This window comes from Streptomyces sp. NPDC050388 (assembly GCF_040655635.1).
In the GTDB taxonomy this organism is placed as follows: domain Bacteria; phylum Actinomycetota; class Actinomycetes; order Streptomycetales; family Streptomycetaceae; genus Streptomyces.
Genome location: NZ_JBFAKH010000206.1, coordinates 1 through 3,938, shown reverse-complemented (window position 1 = coordinate 3,938; position 3,938 = coordinate 1). Strand labels below are relative to the sequence as shown.

The window sequence follows — 3,938 nt, the reverse complement described above, 5'->3', positions numbered from 1 at the left end:
CGGCATCAAGGTGCACCACACCAAGGGGGTCCGCGTCAAGGACGGAGTGGTGGGCAGCTTCCGGGTCGTCCACCGCTTCGGCGGACACGGCGGATTCGGCGGACACGGCGGATACTGACCCAACCGCCACCCCGGCACCACGCACGGACCCCGGCCCGCTGGAATCGGGCCGGGGTCTGCCCTGCACCGTCCCGCCCCAAACACCCGCTTTCCCCCGCCCACCCGGGAACCCCAGCATAAATCCGGACAACGACGCCCTGCCAGCTCAGCCCCACCCGGAAGTGCATCTCGGCCGCTGGTTCAGCCGGCGTCTGATCCGCGTCGTCGTACCCCGCGGTGGAGACGGCACCATTGGGTGCCGTCGACTTGGTGACGTTGTCGTTGTACTCCTGTGCCAGAGCAACGAAAACCTACGCAGCAGACCCGCACCGAAGCTCACATCACCCCAGCCAGCTGCGATCTCTCGGTTTGGTGTCAGCGGATGGTGTGTCAGTGGTGGTTCCCTTCGCCGTTGTCCGCAGGTGCTGGTCAATGAGCTGGCGGTCGGGTTTGCGGCAGGTGTTGCCACTGTCATGAGATGAGAGATCAGGGTGTCAGCACTGTCACCGGGCGATATACGTGCAGGTCGCGTACTGACACGAAAACGAGAGATCGCACACGGGCCCCGGGGTTCACTGTCACGGCGCGGTATATCCCATGGCGGTTCACCGACACGAGGCCGAGACATCGCACGGCGCAGGCCCTCCCCGGTCAGGTGTCGGCGGACAGAAGGTGCACCAGGCCGACCCAGGGCCCCTCGTCCGTTTTGGTGTGGACCGCGCGGACCCTCCAGCGGCCGGCGGGCAGCGGGACCGGCGCCCGGGCGGGCCTCCCACCGCCGGGGTACTCCACGCCCGGTTCGCTGCCTGCCTCGACGGAGTCCATGAGCACGGCCGGGCCGTCCGTCACCCACGCGCCGCACTCCTCCCACGCGGTGGCGGGATCCGTGAGCACGAGCTCGGCCGCGGCCCTCAGCTGGGCCTCACCGTCGGCAGCGAGCCGGCGCAGGAAGGCCCACCGCTCGGGCAGACAGCAGCTCGTGGCGGGCTCGTCCGCCAGCACCGGCGCCTGCGCGCCGCCCTGCCCCACAGTGATCGCCCCGGCCGGGCCGTCCACCGCACCGGCCCGGTCGTAGTCATCCACAGCGGTGGCGTCTCCCACGACCGTCCCCGTCTGCGTGCACCCGCCCCAGGCGGCCAGTGCTGAGAGGGGGACGACGACCAACGGGCCGCCCCTCGACTCCACCCAGACCGGGCAGGCAGGGGCCGCATCGGCTGGGGTGGACGAGGAGACGTTCATCCCGCCAGGATGCTCCCGGTCCCTGACAGCGCCTCGCCCGGGCGCACGCGGCAGCCAACAGCCCGGGGGCGGCCACCGACCACATGCGCCGCCGGTCGGTGTGCTGTTACCGGAGGGTGTACTCGCACATGTGCTTGCCGTCGGCGCCGCCCGGTTCCTCGGCGCCCTTCTTCCCGTCGACGGTGATCGAGCAAGGAGCCGCGGCGAGCTGGCCGTTGGACAGCTTCACCGGCCCCGGCACGACGGACACGGTGATCCCGACCTTGCGTTCGGTGCTGTTCAAGGTGAGGTTGTCCGACTTCTTCCACGGCAGCGTGACCTGCTCGGAGCGGTTCGTGTCGAGGTTGTAGTAGACGCTGGACTTGCCCTCGCCGCCGACCTCGAAGGTGACCTCGTACGTCTTGCCCCGGCCCTCGGGGGCCGGCTTGGACGACGACGTGGCCGTGCCCTTGCCGGCGTGCTCCTTCTTGGCGTCGTTGCCGCTGCTGCCGCACGCGGTCATCAGCCCGGCCGCCGCGATGAGCGCCGTGAGGGTCATTGCCCTGCGCATGTGTGTGCTCCCCCGTGGTGCGGATGTGACCCGGTGTGTGGAATGAGTCGTACGGAGCATCGTAGGTGTGTGGTCCCTGCCGTCGGCGGGTGGGCTGGTGGCCGGACCCGGAGCGGGGGCGCGTGAGGGGGTTGGTGGGCAGTGCGATGTGTCGGGTTCGTATCAGTGGAGTGGCTAGAGCATGGTCGTGCGGGTTGAGCTCACCGCCGACAAGACCGTCTTGGATGCGGCAACGTATTGGGGGATGAATGGTGCTGGTGACGGAGTTCCGGACGGAGGATCTGCCGGTGGCCGAGCGGTTCGGCTCCTGGCACGACATGACGGCCAGGGCGTTGATACCCAACGCGATCCGCAGCGACCACGAGGCGGACTTCCGGGCGAGCGCGCGAGTGCTGGACCTGGGCGCGGTGCAGGTGTCCGCGCTGGCCTACCCGTCGCTGGAGACCCGCCGGACGGCAAAGCTGATCCGGGGCTCCGATCCCGAGTCCTACCAGTTGATGCTGAACCTGCGCGGTAGCCACCGGCTCCTCCAAGGCGGCCGGGACACCACCAGCGGCCCCGGGGAGGTGATGCTTTACAACACTTCACGCCCCTGGCACGGCTGGGCAGCCGCCGGCGCGGACACCACGAGAGGGGTGATGGTGCAATTCCCCCGGGCCCTGCTGCCGCTCCCGGCGAACAAGGTCGACCGGCTCACCGCCGTGCGGTTGCCCGGACGCGAGGGGATGGGCGCCCTGCTGTCCGGCTACCTCACCCAGCTGGTCGCCGACGCCGCCACCTACACCGCGGTGGACGGCGCCCGCCTGGCCACCTGCACCCTGGACCTGCTGACCGCCTTCCTCGCCCACCACCTCGACGCCACCGCGTCGATGCCGCCCCAGACCCGCCACCGGGCCCTGCTGATGAAGATCCACGCCTTCATCCAGCAGCACCTGGGCGACCCGGACCTGTCCCCGGGCGCGGTCGCCGCGGCCCACCACATCTCCCTGCGTTCCCTGCACCGGCTCTTCCAGGACCAGGACACCACCGTCGCCGGCTGGATCCGCGCCCGCCGGCTGGAGCGCTGCCGCCGCGACCTGGCCGACCCCCTCATGAGCAACCAGCCGATCCACGCCCTCGCCGCGCGCTGGGGCTTCGCGGACCCCGCGCACTTCTCCCGTGCCTTCCGCGCCGTCTACGGACTCGGCCCCCAGGACTACCGCCGGCAGCACCAAGCCGACCGGGCCCCACGTGGCACGCATGGTCAAGCGCCTGGCACTCCTCGTCAATGACCGACCCGCCCTTCCCCACCACTATTAGGCATGCCCTCGACAAGCAAGCGGGCTGCGGGCTGACAGGGGAAGGCGCCACCTGCTCATCGCTCTTCGCACGTGTCCCCCTTGCATCATTCACTGACATAGGAGCACCATGCGTCTCAAGAGAATCTCCCTGGCCGCTGCCGCCGTCTCAGCCGCGTCCGTCATGGGTGTCGTGATCCCGGCAGGCTCCGCGAGCGCGGCCCCGGCGCCCACGCCCACCGCGTCCGTGGCACCCGCAACGTCCCGTGCCGCAGCCACCGTGACGGTGTACGTGTGGGGGACCAACGTGGCCGTCCGTGCTTACGAGTCGACCAACAACTGCTTGAACTACCCGTCCACCAGCTGCCGTCTGCTGGGCCGCGTCACTCAGGTTTACGGTCAGGCCACCTGCCAGAAGAAGGGGCAGTCGGTCACCGCCGAGGGGATCACGAACAACTGGTGGACCTTCCTCGACCCGAACGGATCCGTCCCCGGTGGATGGGTCAGCAACATCTACATCCAGGGCGGACAAAAGATCGTTGGCGTGCCCGACTGCGCCTGACCGCAGAGCCGCACGGTTGTTCCACCACGTGCCTGACCGCGGGCCGGAGACTTCGTGTCTCCGGCCCGCACGCTGAGCTGTTTCCAACCTGAATCACCCCGGATTCGATAGAAACGCCGCTTAGAGGTCCTAACAGAGTGCTCGGACGCGCCGGTGCAGGATGAGGCAGACAGCCAACTGCAGGAAGGCGTCATGGATGTCGTCCCGGCGC

The 3,938-nt window shown here is 69.3% G+C and carries 4 protein-coding genes; 2 read left to right on the top strand and 2 right to left on the bottom strand.

From position 1 onward, the window contains the following. Positions 1-750: 750 nt before the first annotated feature. Together AB0I73_RS40600 and AB0I73_RS40595 are read right to left on the bottom strand one after the other, a co-directional pair. On the bottom strand, positions 751-1,338 hold the full coding sequence (locus AB0I73_RS40600) for an Imm21 family immunity protein (RefSeq protein ID WP_363045403.1): 588 nt from the start codon (positions 1,336-1,338) through the stop codon (positions 751-753). Between the two features lie 106 nt (positions 1,339-1,444). Continuing rightward, on the bottom strand, positions 1,445-1,888 hold the full coding sequence (locus AB0I73_RS40595; RefSeq protein ID WP_363045402.1) for a hypothetical protein: 444 nt from the start codon (positions 1,886-1,888) through the stop codon (positions 1,445-1,447). Positions 1,889-2,136: 248 nt separating this feature from the next. On the opposite strand from AB0I73_RS40595, the gene AB0I73_RS40590 reads away from it, so the two are divergent. Beyond that, a complete protein-coding gene (locus AB0I73_RS40590; protein WP_363045401.1) occupies positions 2,137-3,159 on the top strand; it encodes a helix-turn-helix domain-containing protein in 1,023 nt (340 codons plus the stop codon). A 136-nt stretch (positions 3,160-3,295) separates the two neighbouring features. Continuing rightward, a complete protein-coding gene (locus AB0I73_RS40585) occupies positions 3,296-3,727 on the top strand; it encodes a peptidase M23 (protein WP_363045400.1) in 432 nt (143 codons plus the stop codon). Positions 3,728-3,938 lie beyond the last annotated feature (211 nt).

Coding starts and splice junctions, on each gene's coding strand:
- AB0I73_RS40585 (WP_363045400.1), top strand. CDS start 3,296: ATGCGTCTCAAGAGAATCTCCCTGGCCGCTGCCGCCGTCTCAGCCGCG.
- AB0I73_RS40600 (WP_363045403.1), bottom strand. CDS start 1,338: ATGAACGTCTCCTCGTCCACCCCAGCCGATGCGGCCCCTGCCTGCCCG.
- AB0I73_RS40590 (WP_363045401.1), top strand. CDS start 2,137: ATGGTGCTGGTGACGGAGTTCCGGACGGAGGATCTGCCGGTGGCCGAG.
- AB0I73_RS40595 (WP_363045402.1), bottom strand. CDS start 1,888: ATGCGCAGGGCAATGACCCTCACGGCGCTCATCGCGGCGGCCGGGCTG.